The 18,896-nt window shown below is 33.6% G+C and carries 17 protein-coding genes; 11 read left to right on the top strand and 6 right to left on the bottom strand.

Annotated elements, in window-relative coordinates; genetic code table 11:
• Positions 1-177: 177 nt before the first annotated feature.
• The 5 genes from AC1EUU_RS10350 to asnB all read right to left on the bottom strand — a co-directional run bounded on the left by AC1EUU_RS10350 (position 178) and on the right by asnB (position 5,250).
• On the bottom strand, positions 178-531 hold the full coding sequence (locus tag AC1EUU_RS10350; RefSeq protein WP_480201347.1) for a hypothetical protein: 354 nt from the start codon (positions 529-531) through the stop codon (positions 178-180).
• A 163-nt stretch (positions 532-694) separates the two neighbouring features.
• A complete protein-coding gene (locus AC1EUU_RS10345) occupies positions 695-1,069 on the bottom strand; it encodes a hypothetical protein (protein WP_480201346.1) in 375 nt (124 codons plus the stop codon).
• A 414-nt stretch (positions 1,070-1,483) separates the two neighbouring features.
• The gene (locus tag AC1EUU_RS10340; RefSeq protein WP_480201345.1) at positions 1,484-2,752 is read right to left on the bottom strand and encodes a sensor histidine kinase; all 1,269 of its coding nucleotides are present in this window, start codon (positions 2,750-2,752) and stop codon (positions 1,484-1,486) included.
• An 11-nt stretch (positions 2,753-2,763) separates the two neighbouring features.
• Positions 2,764-3,438 carry a response regulator transcription factor gene (locus AC1EUU_RS10335; RefSeq protein ID WP_480201344.1) on the bottom strand — a complete coding sequence of 225 codons (675 nt, stop codon included), beginning with the start codon at positions 3,436-3,438 and terminating at the stop codon, positions 2,764-2,766.
• A 147-nt stretch (positions 3,439-3,585) separates the two neighbouring features.
• The gene (gene asnB, locus AC1EUU_RS10330; protein WP_480201343.1) at positions 3,586-5,250 is read right to left on the bottom strand and encodes an asparagine synthase B; all 1,665 of its coding nucleotides are present in this window, start codon (positions 5,248-5,250) and stop codon (positions 3,586-3,588) included.
• 232 nt (positions 5,251-5,482) lie between these two features.
• Here asnB and AC1EUU_RS10325 point away from each other — a divergent pair, with 232 nt between their 5' ends.
• Entirely contained in the window at positions 5,483-6,064 is a 582-nt protein-coding gene (locus AC1EUU_RS10325; protein WP_480201342.1) for a DUF2911 domain-containing protein, read from the top strand.
• A gap of 20 nt (positions 6,065-6,084) precedes the next feature.
• On the opposite strand, the gene AC1EUU_RS10320 is transcribed toward AC1EUU_RS10325, so the two are convergent.
• Positions 6,085-7,701 carry an amidohydrolase gene (locus tag AC1EUU_RS10320; RefSeq protein WP_480201341.1) on the bottom strand — a complete coding sequence of 539 codons (1,617 nt, stop codon included), beginning with the start codon at positions 7,699-7,701 and terminating at the stop codon, positions 6,085-6,087.
• Positions 7,702-7,764: 63 nt separating this feature from the next.
• On the opposite strand from AC1EUU_RS10320, the gene AC1EUU_RS10315 reads away from it, so the two are divergent.
• The 10 genes from AC1EUU_RS10315 (at position 7,765) to trpA (ending at position 18,846) form a co-directional block, all read left to right on the top strand.
• The gene (locus AC1EUU_RS10315; RefSeq protein WP_480201340.1) at positions 7,765-8,691 is read left to right on the top strand and encodes a ketopantoate reductase family protein; all 927 of its coding nucleotides are present in this window, start codon (positions 7,765-7,767) and stop codon (positions 8,689-8,691) included.
• A gap of 57 nt (positions 8,692-8,748) precedes the next feature.
• Entirely contained in the window at positions 8,749-11,598 is a 2,850-nt protein-coding gene (gene leuS / locus AC1EUU_RS10310) for a leucine--tRNA ligase (protein WP_480201339.1), read from the top strand.
• A gap of 104 nt (positions 11,599-11,702) precedes the next feature.
• Positions 11,703-11,960: a SemiSWEET family sugar transporter gene (locus tag AC1EUU_RS10305; protein ID WP_480201338.1), complete on the top strand. Its 258-nt coding sequence runs from the start codon at positions 11,703-11,705 to the stop codon at positions 11,958-11,960.
• Positions 11,961-12,193: 233 nt separating this feature from the next.
• On the top strand, positions 12,194-13,600 hold the full coding sequence (locus AC1EUU_RS10300; RefSeq protein WP_480201337.1) for an anthranilate synthase component I family protein: 1,407 nt from the start codon (positions 12,194-12,196) through the stop codon (positions 13,598-13,600).
• Between the two features lie 2 nt (positions 13,601-13,602).
• Complete coding sequence (locus AC1EUU_RS10295; RefSeq protein WP_480201336.1) at positions 13,603-14,166, top strand: anthranilate synthase component II; 564 nt, start codon at positions 13,603-13,605, stop codon at positions 14,164-14,166.
• A gap of 65 nt (positions 14,167-14,231) precedes the next feature.
• Positions 14,232-15,224: an anthranilate phosphoribosyltransferase gene (gene trpD / locus AC1EUU_RS10290; RefSeq protein ID WP_480201335.1), complete on the top strand. Its 993-nt coding sequence runs from the start codon at positions 14,232-14,234 to the stop codon at positions 15,222-15,224.
• Positions 15,221-16,000, top strand: coding sequence for an indole-3-glycerol phosphate synthase TrpC (trpC, locus tag AC1EUU_RS10285; RefSeq protein ID WP_480201334.1), 780 nt, complete (start codon positions 15,221-15,223; stop codon positions 15,998-16,000). Before trpD ends, trpC begins: the two co-directional genes overlap by 4 nt.
• Positions 16,001-16,086: 86 nt before the next feature.
• On the top strand, positions 16,087-16,755 hold the full coding sequence (locus AC1EUU_RS10280; RefSeq protein ID WP_480201851.1) for a phosphoribosylanthranilate isomerase: 669 nt from the start codon (positions 16,087-16,089) through the stop codon (positions 16,753-16,755).
• Entirely contained in the window at positions 16,752-17,933 is a 1,182-nt protein-coding gene (gene trpB / locus AC1EUU_RS10275; RefSeq protein ID WP_480201333.1) for a tryptophan synthase subunit beta, read from the top strand. Before AC1EUU_RS10280 ends, trpB begins: the two co-directional genes overlap by 4 nt.
• 142 nt (positions 17,934-18,075) lie before the next feature.
• A complete protein-coding gene (gene trpA, locus AC1EUU_RS10270; protein ID WP_480201332.1) occupies positions 18,076-18,846 on the top strand; it encodes a tryptophan synthase subunit alpha in 771 nt (256 codons plus the stop codon).
• Positions 18,847-18,896 lie beyond the last annotated feature (50 nt).

Here is an 18,896-nt window from a genome sequence, read left to right as displayed (position 1 = left end):
TTGTTTAAGCGTGTTTTCACCTTGTTTAATAACGGAAGTTATTAACAAAAAATTAGAAAATTATAATTGTTTAGTGAATTTTATTTTCTGTAAAAGAAATAGCCTAAAATAATTGCTTATTTAGGCTATTTCACCCCTATTATGAGCCATTTTATGGATTTTCTAGCTCTTTTGAGTTTAAGAAGATTTAGGTTGCGCCTTTATCTCTTTTTTCTTAAATATTTTTCCTTCAGAATCTAAGCCAACTTTAAGCCATTTTCCATCTTTTTCTAACTTAGTATAATATTTAACGTCGCCACTTTCACTTTTTACTTTGTAGGCTTTCTTAATATTATAATCTGCAAAAGATTCTTTTAGTGTTGCTTGAATGGCACTTGGAAGGTCGGCTACGGCTACTTCAGCTTTTTCTTTTTGAGCTTTCATCTCTTTTTTTACTTCTTTTTTTACCTCTTCTTTAGTTTCTTGAGCGAAAGCCGTAGTACCAGCTAAGAAAAACACTGCGAAGACGAATAGAATGCTTGCTTTTTTCATGACGATTGTGTTAAATTAAAATTTAGTTTTTGTTTGTTGGCTCAAAGGTAGTCTGTGATTCTAAAGGAAATCTGAAACTAGGGGCTATAAAATGTTAAAGTTAAGTGAATAAAAAAGCACACCGAATCGAGTGTGCTTTTTATAACTAATTCAAATTTATAAATCAATTTTTGTTTGCAAGAGCATTTTGATTTAACACTTCTTGATCATGAATTTCTTTGAGTACACGACCGTTATTATCTACTGCCACCGTAAATAATGTTCTACTTTTTCTAAGTTCTATAAAGAAAACATCCCCGTTCTTACTTTTCTTATATGCATTTGTTACGAAGTGTTTAGCATAAGAATCACGTAATGATACTAAAATGGAATGAGGGAGTCTGTCTAGATCTATTTTTACTTTTCGATTTTGAATCTCTTTTTTTGCAATGACTTCAGTAGTTTCTTTTTTTGTTAATTCTTCACCTGCCTCTTGCGCAATGGAAGTAGCGGTAAAACATAAAAGAATAATTAAAAATAAAATGTTTAGCCTTTTCATAATTATCGATTTTATATTATTAGATAGTTTTTATTTCACGGGTCAAAACTAGGTATTGATTCTAAAGAAAATCTGAATAAACAGAGAGGGTGTGAAACAAAAAACACGCTATTTAGCGTGTTTTTTATGCGTGTAATAACGGAAGTTATTAACAAATTTAGAGTATATTTTAGTTTCGTGTTAGTGCTGTTTTTTTAAAAGAAATAGTCTAAAATTTTGAAGTAATTTTAGACTATTTCACCCTACAAGCCATTAACCGAATTAGCTTTCTATTCTGATTGATTGTTTTTTAATTTTTCCCCTTATGCCATTAAATGAAAAATAAAAAAAAGTTATAATTTGGAATTCAATCAGTATTTAGCTTTTCAATTATTGTTCAAATGTATGATAAGAATCTAAAGAAATTCTAAAGATTTAAAACCGCACCATAATTTGATGTTCTTTTTTTAAATAGGTGTAATCTATTTTCCAACTATTAATATCGCATATTTTCTTTACTATGGCTAATCCTAAGCCTGAAGAATCTGGTGATTTACTCGCTTTTTTAAACCTGTTAAACAAGCTCTCGGGCTTTAACTTTAGCTCGTCACCAGTATTAGAAATGTAAAGATATTCTGGCTGCAATTCTATGTTTAATTTTCCGTTTTCTACATTATGCCTTATTGCATTAGACAATAAATTACTTACGAGCATATCAACTATCGTATTGTTAGCTTTTAGTTTCGCATCTTTATGTAGTTTTTTAGAAACAATTATTTTTTTCTGTTCAATAAAATCCTCATAAATCTCAAGTTTATTATTAATTAATTCTGTGAGATTGATTTCATCCATTTCGGTAAATTGGCGATTTTCTACTTTCGCCAACGTCAACAATGTTTTATTAAGTTTTGACAAGCGTTGCCCCGCCTGATATATAGATTGCAACTGCTTACTATCTTCTTTATTTAGATTTTCAGACTGAAGTAATAACTCAATTTTTGATTGCATGATGGCTAGGGGTGTTTGCATTTCATGCGAAGCGTTGCCGGTAAATTCTTTAAGATTGTCAAAATCAGAACGTAATTTTTCTGTTAAGCTTTTAATCGAATGATTTAGTTCTTTAAATTCATCAATATTAGACTCTTTTAGTTCTATAGGTTTTTGATCTTGAATTGAAAAGTTCTTAAGGCTGTTTAAATTATGATGAAATGGATTCCAGATACGCCCGGCGATTCGAGTATTTAAAAACCAAAGCCCTGTTAAAAGCAAGAGTATAATAAGAGTTGTTGATCCGGTAATAATTGAAATAAAGTCTTGATTTCTAACTAAAGAATTTCTGGTAACAATTTTATAGCGTTTACCCTGTAGAGTTTCATAGGCTGTTAATTGCCGGTATTTTTCATATTCATCAGCACCTTCAACATCTTCAATTGCGTGAAAGATCAAAGTGTCTTTGTAGATCACAGTGTCATTCGGGTACAATTTATTCTCCTCCGCTGTCATTTCGCGAGGTGCATCGAATATTGTGAGTGGATACTCGTACTTATAAACTTTTGCAAGGACTTCTTTATTATAAAGTAACTTTTCATCTAAGCGACGATTCATTACCGTAGTAAGAATAACAGCAAGTAATATACCACCTAATATAAAAAGTATAATAGATAATACTAAATAAGCTCTACCGGTTTGCTGGATAAGTTTCATTAGCGTTTGAACTATTCGGCGAATTTATAACCAAGTCCATACATCGTCTTTACATAGTCTTTAGAGCCGAATTTTTTCATTTTTTTTCTAAGATTCCCCAAATGAGTATATATAAAGTCGTAGCTATCAGCCATTTCAATTTCATCGCCCCAAAGGTGCTCAGCTATAGATTCTTTAGTAACCACCTTGTTTTTATTTGAAATAAAATATAGAAGAAGGTTATATTCTTTTTTAGTGAGTTCAATAGGTTTGTTATCTATTTTAACTGTTTTCGAACTAGGATCGATTTCAATTTCATTAAAAATAATTGACTCGCTTCCTCCAAAATTTCGTCTGCGAATTAATGAATTTATCCTTGAGTTCAACTCTGCAAGATGAAAGGGTTTCGTTATGTAATCATCAGCGCCTAGATCAAGCCCTTCTAGCTTATCATCTAAAGAATTTCTTGCCGATACGATTAACACACCTATATTAGAATCTCTTTCTTTGATAAGTTTTAAGAGGTCGATACCATTTCCGTCAGGTAAATTAATATCAAGAACGACTACATCGTACTTAAAACTAATGAGTTTGTCTTCAGCATCAAAAAAAGTGGATGCTTTTTCACAAATAAAATCTTCGTTTTTTAGAAAACTAACGATACTTTCTAGTAGCTCTATTTCGTCTTCTACAATTAATATTTTCATCTATTCATACTTTAAAAATGAAAATGGCTTGTTGGTGATGTAAAGTTACGGATAAGTATTTAAGAAAAGTAAATACGGCTTCAAAATTAACTTTTGAAACCGTATTAGAACAAAAACACAACTCTTATTTTTGATATTTTTAGCCAATTAATAGGCGTCGTCGTGTACCATAGCAATGGCACGACCACTTGGTTCATTCATGTTTTTAAAACTTTCGTCCCATTCTAATGCAGTGGGTGTACTACAGGCTATAGAAGGCACCGATGGTACAGTTAATGCTGCAGCTTCACTTGGGAAGTGCTCTTCAAATATACTTCTGTAATAGTATTCTTCTTTGGTTGCCGGAGTTTGTTTTGGAAATCTAAAAGAAGCATTTTTCATTTGTTCATCGCTTACTTCATTTTCTACCAATTCTTTTAAGGTGTCAATCCAATTATACCCTACGCCATCACTAAATTGCTCTTTTTGTCTCCAAGCAACGCTCTCAGGCAAATAACTTTCAAATGCTTTACGAAGCACCCATTTTTCCATGCGTTCACCATTGATCATTTTATCTTGAGGGTTAATTCGCATGGCTACATCCATAAATTCTTTATCTAGAAAAGGAACACGACCTTCTATACCCCAAGCCATTAAGCTTTTATTAGCTCTTAAGCAGTCATATTGATAAAGTTTATCTAGTTTTCTTACAGTTTCTTTATGAAATTCTTCTGCATTAGGCGCTTTATGAAAGTATAGATATCCTCCAAAAATTTCATCTGCTCCTTCGCCAGATAATACCATTTTAATCCCCATAGATTTAATAACGCGCGCCATTAAATACATAGGTGTTGAAGCGCGTATTGTAGTTATGTCGTACGTTTCCAATTGATAGATAACATCTTTAATCGCGTCTAAGCCCTCTTGAATTGTAAAAGTAATTTCGTGATGAACCGTTCCGATATGATCAGCCACTTTTTGAGCAGCAGCTAAATCAGGTGATCCTTTTAATCCTACCGAGAAGGAATGTAATTGTGGATACCAAGCATCTTTTTGATCATCAGATTCTATACGCTTAGCAGCATATTTCTTTGCTATAGCAGAGGTTATCGAAGAATCTAAACCACCAGAAAGTAAAACCCCATAAGGAACGTCAGACATTAATTGACGGTGTACAGCGGCTTCTAAAGCGTCACGTAATTCAACAATACTAGTTTGGTTTTCTTTTACTGCTTCATACTCCATCCAATCACGATGATACCATTCTTTTATTTCGGCATCTTTACTATATAGGTAATGTCCAGGAGGAAATATTTCAATCTTGCTACAGATGCCTTCAAGTGCTTTTAATTCTGAAGCCACGTAAAAAGTACCGAATTTATCCCATCCAATATATAATGGAATAATTCCCATATGATCTCTTGCAATTAAATATGCATCTTCTTCTACATCATATAAGGCAAAACCAAAGATACCATTAAGGTCGTCTAAAAAACGCTCACCTTTTTCTTTATATAATGCTAAGATTACTTCACAATCTGACTTTGTTTGAAATTTATAGTTCTTTTCAAAATTTTTACGAATATCCCTATGATTGTAGATCTCTCCATTAGCAGCTAATATGAGTTTTTTATCTTCGCTAAGCAATGGTTGTTTGCCTGAAGCCGGATCAACTATGGCCAAACGCTCATGGGTTAAGATCGCCTTGTCGCTGCTAAATATTCCGCTCCAATCTGGACCTCGATGGCGAATTTTTTTTGCCATTTCTAAGATTTGAGGCCTTAAAACTTCTGAGTGCTGTTTTAAATCAAATGCACATACAATTCCACACATAATCGTTGTTTTTGTTCTTTTAATTATGATGCAAATATTCACTTATGTTTATTGATTATAAATCAAAATGCAGTTTTTAATTACATATTTATATTATTTATAGTTATTTTAGATTAATTTGTAATTTTTCTTATAGTCTCTTAGCTTCATTCTAATAGATTTTAACTTGAAATCCGTTTAGAATACTAAAGCCTTTTGTTTAAGCGTTACTAATAAGTGTAACAAAGACATCATGAAAAAAAGACATTACGCTGCATTTTTTACTTTTTTATTTCTTTTTACAATCTTAATCGAAGCTAAAGCTCAAAGCTTTAAAAGTTTAGATAAGGTGCCTCACGACATATCATATTATAGAGCATCTAGAATCGCAACACCTTTAATAAAAGTATTGTATGGCCGTCCGTCAAAAGAAGGTGAAAAAATCTTTGGTGGTTTGGTGCCTTATGGGAAAATATGGCGTACAGGATATAATGAAGCGACGGAAGTTAAATTTTATAAAGATGTTGAATTTGGTGATGTAAAAGTTGCATCAGGAAGATATGTTTTATTAACTGTGCCAAATGAAAAAGAGTGGAAGATTATTTTAAATTCTCGGCTAGATACCTGGGGGGCATTTCAATATGACCCTATGTTTAATGTAGCCGAAATTACAATTCCTGTTGATAAGGCTGAAGATCTGGAGACATTTTCAATTGCTTTTAAAAAGAAAGCTAAATTAATTGAAATGATTTTAGGATGGGGGACAACCCGAATAAAAATACCTTTACAGTTTAACGAAGAACATAATTCACTTGCGCATAGGCAAGAACGTTGATTTTTCGTTTAATTAAAAACTCATTTAACTTTTTCGCCATTTACATATGTTTCCAAAACTTTGGTATGAGGCACTTTGTCTATATCAATGGTCATAACATCTTGATCTAAGATGATAAAGTCAGCAAATTTACCTACTTCAATACTTCCTTTTTCACTTTCCTCAAAGTTCGAATAAGCAGCCCAAATAGTCATCCCTTTTAAAGTTTCTTCCCTCGAAAGTGCATTTTCCATTTGATATCCATTTTCAGGATAGTTGTTTAAATCTTTACGGGCTACAGCCGCGTAAAAAGTTAAAAACGGATTAACCTTCTCAACTGGAAAATCTGTACCCAAAGCTATTTTTCCATATTGCTTTAATAAGTGTTTATAAGCATAACCTCCTTTAATGCGGTCTGCACCAACACGATCTTCTGCCCAATACATATCACTGGTAGCATGTGTTGGTTGAACAGAAGGAATAATATTGTTAAAAAACTTAAAATCTTCGGGTGACACAATCTGAGCATGTTCAATCTTCCATCGTCTATCTTTTTTGTCTTTCAATACACGTTTGTAGGTCTCTAAGAGAAAGTGATTCGCAGAATCACCAATAGCATGCGTATTCATTTGAAATTCTGAATTAGCAATGCGCTCAGCCGTATCTTCAAGAAAATCAATTGTTCTCACGAGCGCTCCATAATGGCCAGCTTGATCGCTATAAGGCTTTCGCATTGCTGCCCCACGAGACCCTAAGGCTCCATCACCATAAACTTTAAAAGAACGAACGTTTAATCTATCGGTTTTACTTACACCTTTGTTTAAATAATAATCCAGATTTTCTGGGTACGCAGATGCCATTGCATAGATGCGAATTTTTAATTCGCTAGACTGTTGCAAACTGTCAATAAGTTCAATAGCTTCTCTAGACAATCCAGCATCATCAACAGTGGTTAAACCCAAATCAAAACAGATGCGCTCGGCATCTTTTAAAGCATTAACACGGGTTTCTAAGCTTTCTTCTGGAATAGTTGCTACGATAAGTTCCATGGGCTTATCAATAAATATCCCTGTGAGTTTACCATCTTTTTGTAAGATATATCCTTCAGAAAAAGGAGTGTCAACCGTAATTTTTGCTAAATCAATTGCGGCCTGATTTACTAATAGAGCATGCCCATCAACTCTTCGAATTGCAACAGGAGTGTCAGGAAATATAGAGTCTAACTTTTCTTTGGTAGGAAATTCTTTCACCTCCCAATCATTTTGATCCCAGCCTCTACCGGTTATATAACTGAGGTTTTTTTCATTTTGAAAATCAATCAATCTTTGTAAAACTTCGTCAAAGCTTTTAGTGCCTTCCAATCGAACTTTTTGCTCTGCTAAGCCCAAACCAAAAAAATGACAATGAGCATCTATAAACCCTGGGTAAACCGACTTACCCTTAGCATCAACAGTTTTTATTGCTGTATAATTATTCTTAATCTCATCAGAACTTCCAACCGCAATTATTTTTCCATCTTTTACGGCAAAAGCTTCAACTTTAGAAAAAGTACTATCAACGGTGTAAACAGCTCCGTTTACAATAAGTAGATCTGCTTTTTTTTGCTGTTGACAGGCTAAGAAAGAAACAGTAAGTAATAAGAAAAGCGCTTTTTTCATGGTTTTAGTTTATGAGGCCTAAATGTACAAAAAAGAGTACTTTTAATCTCAAAACAAATTTTTATGAAAATAGTTGTTGTAGGTGCTGGAGGAGTTGGAGGTTATTTTGGAGGGAAATTAGCACAAGCGGGCTTTAACGTAATTTTTATTGCTCGTGGAGCACATCTAGAGGCAATTCAGCAAAATGGGCTGCAGGTGAAAAGTATAAAGGGCGATTTTACAGTTTTTCCAAAAGCGACTAATAGGATTGAGTCAATTTATAATCCTGATCTTATTATTCTAGCAACTAAATCATGGCAAGTTAAAGAAGTAGCTTCACAGATAAAACCTATTTTGGGCGTAGACACCACGGTATTACCATTACAGAATGGTGCAGATAATGCAGATAAGCTACGTTCTATATTAGAGCATAAAAATGTACTTGCCGGATTGTGCAAAATAGTTAGTAAAATAGAAGCTCCGGGTATTATCAATCACTTTGTATATGAACCTGAAATAATCTTTGGTGAATATAATAATAGTCAGACAGATCGGGGGAAAAAAATTCATGAAATCTTCAATCAATCAGACATAAAAAACAAGATCTCTCTAGATATTCATTTAGATATTTGGCGCAAATTTTTATTTATTGCTACGGTTAGTGGGATTGGTGCGCTTACAAGAGCTCCCTTCGGTGAATTTCAACATGATGAAAATATAATGAATCTCATTAGGGGAACGGCCGAAGAAATTAAGAGGGTTGCTAACACCAAAGGCATTAATTTAACAAATGACGATGTAGAACGAGCTATTCATATGTTTCTAAGTATGGGGCCAAGTACTACAGCTTCAATGCAACGCGATATTATGGAGGGTAAACCTAGCGAACTTGAAAATTTTAACGGTTATATTGTAAAAGAAGGAAATAGATTAGGTGTAAAAACTCCAATAAATGCCTTTACATATTATTGCTTAACTCCTCAAGAAAGACTTGCGAGAAAGGTTCATTAAAGGTTTTAGTTTCTGTTAAGAAAATGTAACTTTGCCACTTCAAAATTTTGAAACTGAATGAGCTACCATTTCAATGAAATAGAGGCCAAATGGCAAGAATATTGGGCCAAGAATGAGACATTTAAAGCCGAAAGTAATTCTGATAAACCCAAGTATTATGTTTTAGATATGTTTCCTTATCCTTCAGGAGCAGGTTTGCATGTGGGGCATCCACTTGGATATATTGCAAGTGACATCTACGCACGCTATAAACGTCATAAAGGTTATAATGTACTACATCCACAAGGATATGATTCGTTTGGTTTACCGGCAGAACAATATGCCATTCAAACCGGTCAACATCCAGCAATTACTACCGAACAAAATATTAAAACATATCGACGCCAATTAGACCAATTAGGCTTTTCTTTTGACTGGAGCCGAGAAGTACGCACATCAGACCCAAAATATTATAAGTGGACGCAGTGGGTATTTATTCAGTTATTCAATTCATGGTATAATAGTGATACCAATAAAGCCGAAGATATTTCGAGTTTAATTGTTGTTTTTGAGAACGAGGGAAATACAAATATTAATGCTTCAACCGATGAAGATGTTCCTGTCTTTTCAGCTCAAGAATGGAAAACTTTTACAGAAAAAGAACAGCAGGAAGTGTTGGCGAAATATCGATTAACTTTTTTATCAGAAACTGAAGTTAATTGGTGTCCGGCTTTAGGAACTGTATTAGCAAATGATGAGATCGTTAATGGCGTTTCAGAGCGAGGAGGGTATCCTGTTATAAGAAAAAAAATGAAGCAATGGAGTATGCGAATTTCTGCATATGCGCAGCGTTTACTTGATGGCTTAGAAACTATTGATTGGCCCGAGCCATTGAAGGAGATTCAACGTAATTGGATAGGTCGCTCAGAAGGAGCCATGGTTTCTTTTGATGTAGATGGTCATAATGCGAAAATTGATGTCTTTACCACTAGACCTGATACCATTTTCGGAGTGTCTTTTATGACATTGGCTCCAGAGCATGAACTAGTGTCAAAAATTGTTACTAATGAACAAAAAATAGCTGTAGAAACGTATGTAGAAGCAACAGCAAAACGTAGCGAGCGTGACCGTATGGCAGATGTTAAGACAATCTCTGGAGTATTTACAGGAGCATATGCTTTACATCCTTTTACTGGAGAAAAAATTCAAATATGGATTAGCGATTATGTATTAGCGAGCTATGGAACCGGTGCGGTGATGGCAGTACCATGCGGAGATGAACGCGATTATGCTTTTGCAAAACATTTTGATATACCAATCCCAAATATTTTTGAAGGAGTAGATATCTCTGAAGCGTCTTTTTCGGATAAAGAAAATACTATTATAGCAAATTCAGATTTCTTAAATGGATTGAAGTATAAAAAAGCCATGAAAACTATTATTTATGAGATAGAAAAACGTGATTTGGGGTATGGTAAAGTGAATTACCGTTTACGCGATGCCGTATTTAGTCGACAACGTTACTGGGGAGAGCCATTTCCTGTATTTTATAAAAATGGAATTCCTCAGATGATCGATGTTCGGCATCTGCCAATTGTATTGCCAGAAGTAGAAAAATACCTACCTACAGAAGATGGAAGACCTCCTTTGGGAAATGCTGAAGTATGGGCTTGGGATACCAATACAAATCAGGTAGTAAGTAATGACAAACTTGTCATTTCGACACCAAATGGCTCGGGGGAGAAATCTGAAGACAATGGAATCTACCCTCTTGAACTAAATACTATGCCTGGATGGGCGGGAAGCTCACAATATTTTAATCGATATATGGACCCGCATAATGATGAAGAAATTTTCTCTCAAGAAGCAATTAATTATTGGCAAGATGTAGATTTATATATTGGTGGTGTTGAGCATGCAACAGGACATTTACTGTATTCTCGTTTCTGGCAAAAGTTCATGTTCGACAAAGGTTTAGTACTTAAAGATGAGTATGCCAAAAAACTGATTAATCAAGGGATGATTCAGGGCACGAGTGCTTTTGTGTATAGGTTAAACGGAGAAAATAAATTAATTTCTAGAGGGTTAATTGAAGATAATGATGTGCATCCTATTCATGCAGATGTTTCTTTTGTTAATAGTTCTAATGAGTTAGATATTAACGCTTTTAAGAATTGGAGACCAGAGTTTAAGGATGTAGAATTTGTTTTAGAAGATGAAAAATATATCGTTGGGCGCGAAGTAGAGAAAATGTCCAAATCTAAATACAACGTTGTTAATCCTGACAATATTTGCAAGCAATATGGTGCGGATAGTTTACGCTTGTACGAAATGTTTTTAGGTCCGTTAGAACAATCTAAACCTTGGAATACCGCCGGTATAACAGGAGTGCATGGTTTTCTAAAAAAACTTTGGAAATTATATCATGAAGGAGATGTGTTTCATGTAAGCGATGCCGAACCAACAAAAGATAATTTAAAGACACTACATAAAACGATAAAAAAAGTAGAGGAGGATATTGAGAACTTTTCATTCAACACATCGGTATCTACTTTTATGATTGCAGTTAACGAATTAACAGCTCAAAAATGTACTAGTAAGGCTATTTTAGAGCCATTGTTAATTTTGATTTCACCGTATGCGCCTCATATTGCAGAAGAATTGTGGAGTAAATTGGGCTATAAAGAATCAATAGCTTATGCCACATTTCCAATATTTGAAGAAAGTTATTTAGTTGAAAGTACTAAGAATTACCCAATCTCATTTAATGGAAAAATGCGTTTTACCATGGAACTATCATTAGATCTTGATAAAGAAGCTATTGAAGCCGCGGTATTGGCTAATGAAAAAACGCAAGCGCAGTTACAAGGCCGTACACCAAAAAAAGTGATTGTGGTACCTGGGAAAATAGTAAATATAGTTGGGTAACTTACTGAAGATTAAATTATTGTAATCAAATTGTAAAATTTTTATTTTTTTAATTTCTAATTAAAATTTCTGTTGTACATTCGCCGCTCAAAAATTGAAAAGCTATGGCATTTAATATTGAAATTTTAGGACTTTTAGCAGGTGCATTAACTACAGCATCGTTTGTTCCACAAGTGTATAAAACTTGGAAAGAAAAATCAGCAGAAAATTTGTCTTTAGTAATGTTTTCTCTATTTTTTATTGGTATTATGACATGGTTAGTCTATGGGTTTTATATCAATAGCTTAGCTATGATCATAGCTAATGGTATTACAGGGGTTTTATCTATGATGCTAATCTATTTTAAATTAAAATATAAATAATCAAACTTTTTTTGGTTAATTAAATAAACTTTTTACATTTGCTACAACAAATTAAAAAATGAACAAAACATTAAATCATACGTGGTGGTGGAACTTTCGAAACTCAGAATTCGTGAAGTAGATCCTCGTATATTTAATTTAAATAATATCAAAAAGGCTTGTCATTCACGACAAGCCTTTTTTAATTAATAAAATTTCGCTCCAAGCATAGTCTAAGGGCCTTTCAATAAAAAATGATAAAATATAAACTCCAAACCGATTATAAAAAAATCATTGCAGACACGATTACTCCTGTGAGTATCTATTTAAAGATTCGTGATCAATTTCCTAATAGTATATTATTAGAGAATAGCGATTATCGAGCCACAGATAATAGTTTTTCTTATGTCTGTTTTAATCCAATTGCCGATATCAAGGTGATTAATGAAAAGGTGTTCCAGAATTTTCCCGACGGAGTGAAATCTGAGATTCGTATAGAGCAAACAACAAATGTTCCTGAAATTTTACATGAATTTTCAAGAAAATTTAGTGTAGATATAGAAGAGAAATTTAAGTTCATTACGAATGGGATTTTTGGATATACTGCTTATGATGCTGTTCGTTATTTTGAAGATGTAGCGATTTCAAAAAAACAGAATTCTTTAGGAATTCCAGACATGTATTATGCGGTTTATCAAAATATTATAGCTATAAGTAACTTTGAAAATGTAGCCTATATTTTTTCAAACAGTTTTGACGGAAGCCATAATTTAGATGAAGTTCATCAATTGCTTAAAGCTAAAAGTTATGCAACCTTTAATTTTAAAACCGATGGTTCTATTACATCTAATCTTACTGATGATGAATATAAAGAACATGTTGCTTTGGCAAAAAAGCATTGCGCAAGAGGGGATGTTTTTCAATTGGTTTTGTCAAAAAAATTCTCACAAAAATTTAAAGGAGATGAATTTAATGTATATAGAGCTTTAAGAACGATAAACCCTTCTCCTTATCTATTCTTTTTTGATTTTGGAGATTTTAAGATTTTTGGGAGTTCACCAGAAGCGCAATTGGTCGTTAAAGACGGGCAAGCAGAAATCCATCCGATTGCAGGAACTTTTAAAAGAACAGGTGATGATTTGAAAGATGCTGAATTAGCGAAGCAGTTAGCCGTAGACGAAAAAGAAAACGCAGAACATGTAATGTTAGTTGATTTAGCACGTAATGATTTAAGCAGGCATGGTTCTAATGTATTTGTAGAACGTTATAGAGAAGTACAGTTTTTTTCACATGTAATTCATTTGGTTAGTAAGGTTACAGGTAAAAAACATCAAGAAACTTCAACAATGCAGGTTGTAGCAGATACTTTCCCTGCTGGAACATTAAGTGGAGCCCCAAAGCATATGGCGATGCAGCTTATTGAAAAATACGAGAAAACAAGTCGTGAGTTTTATGGAGGAGCCATTGGGTTTATGGATTTTGAAGGGAATTTTAATCATGCAATTATGATTAGAACATTTTTAAGTAAGAATCATTCTCTACATTGGCAGGCAGGTGCCGGATTGGTATCAAAGTCAAACCCCGAACATGAATTACAAGAAGTATATAATAAATTAGGAGCATTAACAAAAGCTCTAGAAGCAGCAGAAAGAATATCATAAACATGAAAGTATTAGTTATCGATAATTACGACAGTTTCACTTACAATTTAGTTCATTATTTAGAAGATCTAGATTGTGAAGTAGTGGTTAAGCGAAATGATAAATTAACATTAGAAGAGGTTAATGATTTTGAAAAAATTGTACTCTCACCAGGGCCTGGTATACCTGATGAAGCAGGCTTGTTAAAACCAATCATAGAAAAATACGCTCCTACAAAAAGTATTTTAGGCGTATGCCTGGGGCAGCAAGCCATTGGCGAAGTGTTTGGCGGTAGTATAACAAATCTTGATACGGTTTATCATGGAGTTGCAACAACCATTAAGCTATGCGTTGATGATGAGGTGTTATTCAGTGGATTAGATAAAGAATTTCCGGTTGGAAGATATCATTCTTGGGTGGTCAATGTAGATTTACCAGATAGTTTGGAGGCCACTTCTTTTGATGAAAACGGACAGGTTATGTCGCTACGTCATAAAGAATATGATGTTAAAGGAGTTCAATATCATCCGGAATCTGTATTAACACCAAATGGAAAACAAATTTTAAAAAATTGGATAGAAAATTAAAAGATTGCCATGCAGAATGAAGTAGAAGCACCTTTTATTTAGTATTAGAATGACAAAGAAAGATCATGAAAAAATTATTAAATAGACTTATAAATCACGAAACCATTTCTAAAGAAGAAGCCAGAAATGTGTTGGTTAATATTTCCAAAGGGGAGTACAATCAAAGTCAAATTGCTTCTTTTTTAACAGTATATATGATGCGTACAATTACTGTTGAAGAATTAGAAGGTTTTCGAGATGCTTTACTAGAATTATGTATTCCGGTAGATGTTAAAGATTATAATACTATAGATCTATGTGGTACCGGAGGCGATGGAAAAAACACATTTAATATTTCAACATTATCGTCGTTTATTACTGCTGGAGCAGGAATTCATGTCACGAAGCATGGTAATTATGGGGTGTCTTCTATCTCAGGATCAAGTAATGTAATGGAGTATTTAGGCATTAAGTTTAGTAATGATAGTGATTTTTTAAAGCGTTCATTAGATGAAGCCGGTATTTGTGTGTTACATGCACCATTGTTTCATCCGGCTATGAAAAATGTTGCTCCTATTCGAAGAGAATTAGGTGTAAAAACGTTTTTTAACATGTTGGGGCCCATGGTAAACCCGGCATTTCCTAAAAATCAACTAGTGGGAGTTTTTAGTCTAGAACTCGCCAGATTATATGGCTATTTATACCAAAAATCGAATAAGAATTATACAGTTTTACATGCCTTAGATGGATATGATGAGATTTCCCTTACGGGGAATACGAAACTCATTTCTAATACATCAGAAGACATGCTTTCACCAGAAGATTTTGGAGTAAAATCAATTCTCCAAGAAGATATTTTTGGAGGAGACTCGGTTGAAGAATCGGCTGCCATTTTCATGAATGTTATTTCTGGAAACGGAACGGATGCACAAGATAATGTGGTTTCAGCAAATGCCGGAATGGCCATTGCCACAGTTAAAAAATTATCTCCTAAAGAAGGATTTGAATTAGCTAAAGAATCTTTACTTTCTGGAAAAGCAAAACAGAAATTAGAAAAACTTGTAGAATTGAGTAAATGACAATACTTGACAAAATAGTAATAGATAAGCGAAAAGAAGTTAGTTTGAAGAAACAGCTAATTCCTTCAAAACAATTAGAACAATCAGTTTTATTTGATAAAGAAATACATTCGTTAACCGAAAAGCTTAGAAATAGTAAATCTGGAATTATTGCAGAACATAAAAGACGTTCGCCATCTAAAGCTGTGATTAATCAAAGCTTAAACATACAAGATGTTGCTCTAGGATATGAAGAAGCTAATGCTTGCGGAATGTCTGTTTTAACTGATGGTAAGTATTTTGGAGGCTCCCTTGATGATTTATTAATAGCCAGAGCAAGTTGTGATTTACCATTATTGCGAAAAGAATTTATTATTGACGAATATCAAATTATTGAAGCCAAGGCTTATGGTGCTGATGTTATCTTACTGATTGCTGCTATTTTAACCAGAACAGAAATCAAAAAATATTCTGAATTGGCTCGGAGCTTACAATTAAATGTGCTTTTAGAAGTACATAATGAAGAAGAGTTACATAAGTCATTAATGCCAAGTTTAGATTTGCTTGGAGTGAACAATCGAAACTTAAAAACCTTTGAAGTTAGTACGCAAGTCAGTAAAGATCTTAGTGGTATAATTCCTAATGATTTTGTAAAAGTATCAGAAAGCGGTATTAGTTCTGTTGATACGATCCGAGACTTGAAACAATATGGATATCAAGGATTTTTAATTGGTGAAAATTTTATGAAAACTGATAATCCAGGGTTGAGCGCAAAGAAATTTATAAGTATTCTCTAATTCCAAAAAGGAGGAGAACTCTTTAGATTATGAATAGTAAAAATAAAAATATCGGTATAACGTTCTCTCCTCTGGAGAAAACTGGATTGAAGTTAAAAGTTTGCGGAATGAAACATAATACAACTGATGTGGCCGCACTTCGACCAGAATATCTGGGGTTTATATTTTATGATAAATCGCCGAGAAATTTTGTAGGTGAGATTCCTCAACTGCCAAAGGGAATTAAAAAAGTTGGTGTTTTCGTTGACGAAGAGTTAGAAGAGGTTTTGGAAAAAATAACTAAATACAAATTAGATGCTGTTCAACTTCATGGAAGAGAATCTTCTATTTATTGTGAGAAACTAAGAAATCGTTATTCCGAGCTTATTTCAGAATCTCATCGTAAGAATCTGAAGCAAGTGCAGGTTGACCAAACATTAGAAATCATAAAAGTATTTTCAATAAAAGATGAATTTAATTTTAAACAATTAAAGCCATACGATAAAGTTGTAGATTTCTTTTTATTTGACACCAAAGGTAAATTACCAGGAGGCAATGGCTATATTTTTGATTGGAGCGTTTTGCAAGAATATCCTTCAAATAAACCATTCTTTTTAAGCGGAGGAATTGGTCTAGAAGAAAATGAAAAACTAATCTCATTTTTAAAATCTAATGCAGCTAGATATTGTTATGCAATAGACGTAAATAGTAGGTTTGAAGTTGAGCCTGGATTAAAGAATATATCGAAATTAAAGAAGTTTAAACCTCAAATATGAGTTATCACGTAACAGAAAAAGGGTATTACGGAGAATTTGGAGGAGCTTACATTCCAGAAATGTTATATCCAAATGTGGAAGAACTACGTCAGAATTATTTAAAAGTAATGGCCGAACCTTCTTTTCAAGAACAGTTTGATTCGTTATTAAAAGATTACGTTGGGCGTCCATCTCCGCTTTACTTTGCGAAACGACTTAGCGAAAAGTACAACGCAAAAGTATATTTAAAACGAGAAGATTTAAATCACACAGGGGCCCACAAAGTTAATAATACGATTGGTCAAATTTTGATGGCAAAGCGTTTGGGCAAAACCAGAATTATTGCCGAGACTGGGGCAGGACAACATGGAGTTGCCACAGCCACCGTTTGCGCATTGATGGGAATGGAATGTATAGCGTATATGGGCGAAATAGACATTGCTCGTCAGGCACCAAATGTGGCAAGAATGAAAATGCTAGGTGCAGAAGTAAGACCTGCATTATCTGGAAGTCGAACTTTGAAAGATGCTACGAACGAAGCTATTAGAGATTGGATTAATAATCCGGTGAATACACATTATATTATTGGCTCGGCTATTGGACCACACCCATATCCGGATATGGTTACTAGATTTCAATCAGTAATTTCAGAAGAAATTAAATGGCAATTAAAAGAAAAAGAAGGTAGAGAAAATCCCGATTATGTTGTAGCTTGTATTGGTGGAGGAAGCAATGCTGCAGGGACTTATTATCACTTCTTAGAGAATGAAAATGTGGGAATCATTGCTGTCGAAGCGGCGGGGAAAGGAATTCATTCTGGTGAAAGTGCTGCTACTTCTGTTTTAGGGAAAGAAGGAATTATTCATGGTTGCAAGACTCTATTAATGCAAACTAATGATGGGCAAATTACAGAGCCATATTCTATTTCAGCGGGCTTGGATTATCCAGGTGTTGGACCTTTGCATTCACATTTATATAAATCAAGAAGAGGTGAATTCTATTCAGCTACCGATGATGAAGCGATGCAAGCCGGGCTCGAACTAGCAAAATTGGAAGGTATTATTCCTGCTATTGAAAGCAGCCATGCCCTAGCTGTTTTTAAACATAAATCATTTAATTCCAATGAAATTATTGTGATTAGTTTATCAGGGAGAGGCGATAAGGATTTACAGAATTATATTGATTATTTCAATTTGTAAATGAAGTGTTATTTTTTATAAAGAGAAGAATCTTAAGAGAAATTAAAAAAAGAGATGATATGTAATTTTGCTCTTTGTAATAATAAATAAGAAAGTAGAAAACATAAAAAATTAAGTTCCTGTATTTGTAGGAATGACAAATATGAATAGAGTAAAACAAAAATTACTAGAAGATAATAAGAAGCTATTATCTATCTATTTTACAGCTGGATATCCTAATTTAAACGATACAGTCTCTATTATTCAAAATTTGGAAAGTGCTGGAGTAGATATGATCGAAATTGGATTGCCATTTAGTGATCCTTTAGCCGATGGACCAACGATACAAGCAAGTTCTACGCAAGCACTTAAAAATGGAATGACCACAGAGTTACTTTTTGAGCAACTTCAAGACATTCGTAAAAGTGTAAATGTTCCATTAATAATTATGGGATATTTTAACCCCATGCTACAGTATGGTATTGATGCTTTTTGCAAAAAGTGCTACGAAATTGGCATTGATGGATTAATAATCCCAGATTTGCCCGTAGATATTTATCATCATGAGTACCAGGATGTTTTTGATAAATATGGGCTTATCAATGTATTTTTAATAACTCCACAAACTAGTGAAGAGCGTATTAAATTTATTGACTCAGTGTCAAATGGTTTTATCTATATGGTTAGTTCGGCTAGTACAACAGGGGTAAAAAGTGGTTTTGGAGAAGAACAGACCGATTACTTTAATAGAATTGCTGAGATGAACCTTAGTAACCAGCAGATTGTTGGTTTTGGCATTTCTAACAATCAGACTTTTGTACAAGCAACACAACATGCCAAAGGAGCAATTATTGGTAGTGCGTTTATAAAACATTTAACTAGAAATGGAGTCGAGAAGATTGATGATTTTGTACAATTTATCAAAACACTATAATTTTATACATGTTTTCTTTTAGAAATTATGTTATAAAATTTATATTCCTA

Source organism: Maritimimonas sp. 2205BS37-2 (assembly GCF_056591755.1).
This window is presented reverse-complemented; position numbering and strand designations above follow the sequence as displayed.

What these genes read in the sequence shown, in the direction of transcription:
- AC1EUU_RS10305 (WP_480201338.1), top strand. Translation starts at nt 11,703, where the DNA reads ATGGCATTTAATATTGAAATTTTAGGACTTTTAGCAGGTGCATTAACT.
- AC1EUU_RS10295 (WP_480201336.1), top strand. Translation starts at nt 13,603, where the DNA reads ATGAAAGTATTAGTTATCGATAATTACGACAGTTTCACTTACAATTTA.
- AC1EUU_RS10320 (WP_480201341.1), bottom strand. Translation starts at nt 7,701, where the DNA reads ATGAAAAAAGCGCTTTTCTTATTACTTACTGTTTCTTTCTTAGCCTGT.
- trpB (WP_480201333.1), top strand. Translation starts at nt 16,752, where the DNA reads ATGAGTTATCACGTAACAGAAAAAGGGTATTACGGAGAATTTGGAGGA.
- AC1EUU_RS10350 (WP_480201347.1), bottom strand. Translation starts at nt 531, where the DNA reads ATGAAAAAAGCAAGCATTCTATTCGTCTTCGCAGTGTTTTTCTTAGCT.
- AC1EUU_RS10325 (WP_480201342.1), top strand. Translation starts at nt 5,483, where the DNA reads ATGAAAAAAAGACATTACGCTGCATTTTTTACTTTTTTATTTCTTTTT.
- AC1EUU_RS10335 (WP_480201344.1), bottom strand. Translation starts at nt 3,438, where the DNA reads ATGAAAATATTAATTGTAGAAGACGAAATAGAGCTACTAGAAAGTATC.
- asnB (WP_480201343.1), bottom strand. Translation starts at nt 5,250, where the DNA reads ATGTGTGGAATTGTATGTGCATTTGATTTAAAACAGCACTCAGAAGTT.
- trpD (WP_480201335.1), top strand. Translation starts at nt 14,232, where the DNA reads ATGAAAAAATTATTAAATAGACTTATAAATCACGAAACCATTTCTAAA.
- trpC (WP_480201334.1), top strand. Translation starts at nt 15,221, where the DNA reads ATGACAATACTTGACAAAATAGTAATAGATAAGCGAAAAGAAGTTAGT.
- AC1EUU_RS10345 (WP_480201346.1), bottom strand. Translation starts at nt 1,069, where the DNA reads ATGAAAAGGCTAAACATTTTATTTTTAATTATTCTTTTATGTTTTACC.
- AC1EUU_RS10340 (WP_480201345.1), bottom strand. Translation starts at nt 2,752, where the DNA reads ATGAAACTTATCCAGCAAACCGGTAGAGCTTATTTAGTATTATCTATT.
- AC1EUU_RS10315 (WP_480201340.1), top strand. Translation starts at nt 7,765, where the DNA reads ATGAAAATAGTTGTTGTAGGTGCTGGAGGAGTTGGAGGTTATTTTGGA.
- trpA (WP_480201332.1), top strand. Translation starts at nt 18,076, where the DNA reads ATGAATAGAGTAAAACAAAAATTACTAGAAGATAATAAGAAGCTATTA.
- leuS (WP_480201339.1), top strand. Translation starts at nt 8,749, where the DNA reads ATGAGCTACCATTTCAATGAAATAGAGGCCAAATGGCAAGAATATTGG.
- AC1EUU_RS10300 (WP_480201337.1), top strand. Translation starts at nt 12,194, where the DNA reads ATGATAAAATATAAACTCCAAACCGATTATAAAAAAATCATTGCAGAC.